This window comes from Streptomyces pathocidini, assembly GCF_001418495.1.
In the GTDB taxonomy this organism is placed as follows: domain Bacteria; phylum Actinomycetota; class Actinomycetes; order Streptomycetales; family Streptomycetaceae; genus Streptomyces; species Streptomyces pathocidini.
On record NZ_LIQY01000616.1, the window covers coordinates 1 to 3,047 of the forward strand.

Annotated in this window: 3 protein-coding genes; 2 read left to right on the plus strand and 1 reads right to left on the minus strand. The window is 75.7% G+C overall.

What is annotated here, in order from left to right; genetic code table 11:
* A partial coding sequence (locus AOK16_RS23555) for an alpha/beta hydrolase (protein ID WP_055474146.1) occupies positions 1-1,443 on the plus strand: 1,443 nt, incomplete at its 5' end.
* A 271-nt stretch (positions 1,444-1,714) separates the two neighbouring features.
* Here the strand turns inward: AOK16_RS23555 and AOK16_RS23560 are convergent.
* The gene (locus tag AOK16_RS23560; RefSeq protein ID WP_055474147.1) at positions 1,715-2,182 is read right to left on the minus strand and encodes a cyclic nucleotide-binding domain-containing protein; all 468 of its coding nucleotides are present in this window, start codon (positions 2,180-2,182) and stop codon (positions 1,715-1,717) included.
* Positions 2,183-2,372: 190 nt separating this feature from the next.
* On the opposite strand from AOK16_RS23560, the gene AOK16_RS23565 reads away from it, so the two are divergent.
* Positions 2,373-3,035, plus strand: a complete 663-nt coding sequence (locus AOK16_RS23565; RefSeq protein WP_055474148.1) for a universal stress protein — start codon at positions 2,373-2,375, stop codon at positions 3,033-3,035.
* The last annotated feature ends 12 nt before the right edge of the window (positions 3,036-3,047 follow it).

Consider the following 3,047-nt stretch of genomic DNA (forward strand, 5'->3'; position numbering starts at 1 on the left):
GCCCCGGCCGCGGCCGCCCAGGCCCCCGCGCCGGCCGCCACCCAGGCCGCCAAGTCCCCCCTGAAGTGGGGCGCCTGCCCCGCGGGATCCGAGGCGCCCCGCGGCACGTACTGCACCCGCATCAAGGTCCCCCTGGACTACGCGAAGCCGAACGGCCGCCAGATCGCTCTGACCCTGTCGAGCGTCGGCGACGCCCACGCCAAGCGGACGCTGGTGGTCAACCCCGGCGGGCCCGGCGAGTCCGGGATCGGGACGGCCAAGCTCGTGTGGAGCTCCCTGCCGCCCGAACTGGGCGAGCTCTACAACGTCGTGAGCTTCGACCCGCGCGGCGTGGGCGCCAGCACGCCCGTCGGCTGCGGCGACGCCGGCAAGCTGGTCAAGCACCCCGCGCCCGCGTACGCCCCCGCGGACGCGAAGGCCGAGCGGGCCCGGCTGGACCTCTCCCAGAAGGTCGCCGACAAGTGCGCGGCCGCGTCCAAGGCCCTGCTCCCGCACATCACCACCGCGAACGCCGCCCGCGACATGGACCGCATCCGTGCCGCGCTCGGCCGCGACAAGCTCGACTACCTCGGCTACTCGTACGGCAGCCGGCTCGGCGCCACGTACGCCACGCTGTTCCCGCAGCGCACCGGCCGCATGGTCCTCGACAGCATCGTGGACCCCGGGCTCACCGGCTACCGGACCTCGTACGAGCAGAACACCGCGATGCAGAAGCGGGCGCGCCAGTTCTTCGCGTGGACGGCGAAGTACGACTCCACGTACCACCTGGGCAAGACGGCCTCAAAGGTCGGGGCCGCGTGGGAGGACACCCGGAAACGGCTGCGCGCCAAGCCGGCCGGCGGCCGGGCCGGCATCGCGGAGCTGGACGACCTGCTGGCCTCGGTCATGTACACGGACCTCCAGTGGGGCGACCTGGCGTCGGCCGTCGCGGGCTACCGCCGCGGCGACACCGGCGCGCTGCTGAGCGCGGTGAACCAGCTGGCCGACTCCCCCGCCGGATACGTGAACGCGGCCCAGCTCGCGTACAACTGCGTGGACGACGCCTGGCCGCGGGACTGGAGGACCTGGCGCAAGGACACGGTCGCCTCCGCCCGGAAGGCGCCGCTGTTCGCCTGGTTGAACACCTGGTACAGCGCGCCCTGCGCCTTCTGGAAGGCGCCCACCGCGAAGCCGGTGAAGATCGGCGCGACGGGGGCGAAGAAGCTCCCGCCGATCCTGCTCCTCCAGGCCGCCGACGACCCGGCCACGCCCCTCAGCGGCGCGCGCCGCATGCGGCAGGCGCTGGCCGGATCCCGGCTGGTCGTCGCGGGCGGCGGCAACCACGGGCAGTTCCTCTTCGACGCCAACCCCTGCATGGACCGCCACGCCACCCGCTACCTGAGCACGGGCAAGCTCCCCGCGAAGGACGCGACCTGCAAGGCGAGCCCGGCGCCGACGCCGTAGCACCGACCGCGCGGTGCAGCCGGAGCCCCTGCCCGTCCGACCGTGGCCCACTCGGGAGGGCCCGCTGCTCCTCGGCATCGAGGCGGACGACCCGACGGCGGCGGGGGCGTACGCGGCGGAACTCGGCGCCATCCTGGCCGAGTTCCGCCGCGGGAGGGCGTACGGGTGTACGTGGTTCCGGCGGGGCGCCCGCGCTGCCTCCGGGGCGCGGCACAGGCGCCTGCCCACCCCCGACGGGCCGGTCCTACAGCCGCGGCCCGTCGGACGGCTCTTACAGCCGCGGCCCGCTGCCGTTCGGCCCGTACAGGTCCAGCAATCTCGTACGCGAGGCCATCAGGCGGTCGGCGATCGTGCCGGCCACCGCAGTGATCAGGGCCATGCCCAGGACGGGGTCCCGGTCGCACAGCGCGCGGACCTCGGCCGCGTCGAACTCGTGGGCGCGGACCACGCTTTCCGCCGCCGCGCCCAGGTGCCAGTGGCGGGGCGGCAGGAACCAGGACCAGCCGAGGAGTTCGCCGGGCCCGAGGACCTCGACCGTGGCAGCCCGGCGGCCGGGCACATGGAGGTCGAGGGCCACCGAGCCGGACCGCAGGATCCAGAACCGGTCCGCCCGGCCGCCCTCGTCGAAGATCCGGGTACCGGAGGGGAAGGAGACCTCCCGCGCCAGGGCCATCAGATGGCCCCGCTGCTCCGCCGGGAGGGCGGCGAACACGCCCCCTCTGGTGATCACATCGGCCATGGCCGCCACTCCTCTCCGGCCCTCCCCGCGCGGGCGCCGCACGCGTCGCCCCGCGCATCGGTTCCGCGTCCAGCGTCCTCCACGCCCCCACCTCCCGAGGAGGGCCGTTCGGCCCCAAACAGGGACGTACGCCCTATCGGCCCGGGCCCCCCGCGAGCCGAGGCTGGGAGGGAGATCGGAGGTGGCACGGATGCCCGCACACATCGCCGCAGGCGTGGACGGCTCGCTGGAGAGCCTGGCCGCGGCGGACTGGGCCGCCCGCGAGGCGCTGCTGCGCGGTGCGCCGCTACGGCTGGTGCACGCCTGGCAGTGGCCCGCCCGGGTCGGTGGGGTCCGGCCCACCGACGACACCCAGCAGGAGTGGGCCGAGCGGCTGCTGGAGGAGGCGCGGGAGCACCTGACCGGGCTCCACCCGGACCTGACCGTCACCGCCGACCTGCTCCCCGACACCCCCGCACCCGCTCTGCTCGGGGCCGCCGGCCGGGCCGAGCTGCTCGCGCTCGGGTCGCGCGGGCTCGGGGGCCTGACCGGCTTCCTGCTCGGCTCGACCGCGCTGGAGGTCCTGGCGGGGGCCGAGCGGCCCGTCGTCCTCGTCCGCCCCGGCGAGCAGGGCGAGGAGCCCTCGCGGACGGCCGCCGCGCACCGCGAGGTCGTCCTCGGGCTCGACCCGCGCGAGGCCTGCGACGAGGTGATCGAGTTCGCCTTCGCCGCCGCCGACCGGCGCTGTGTGCCCCTGCGCGCCGTGCACAGCTGGAACGCCCCGTGGACCGCCCCGCCCCGGCACCCGGTCCTGGCCTCGCACACCTACGCGGGCGGGCAGCCCTCCCCCGCCGTCGACCCGCGCCACGAGTAGCACGCGCGGCTG

What these genes read in the sequence shown, in the direction of transcription:
- AOK16_RS23565 (WP_055474148.1), top strand. Translation starts at nt 2,373, where the DNA reads ATGCCCGCACACATCGCCGCAGGCGTGGACGGCTCGCTGGAGAGCCTG.
- AOK16_RS23560 (WP_055474147.1), bottom strand. Translation starts at nt 2,182, where the DNA reads ATGGCCGATGTGATCACCAGAGGGGGCGTGTTCGCCGCCCTCCCGGCG.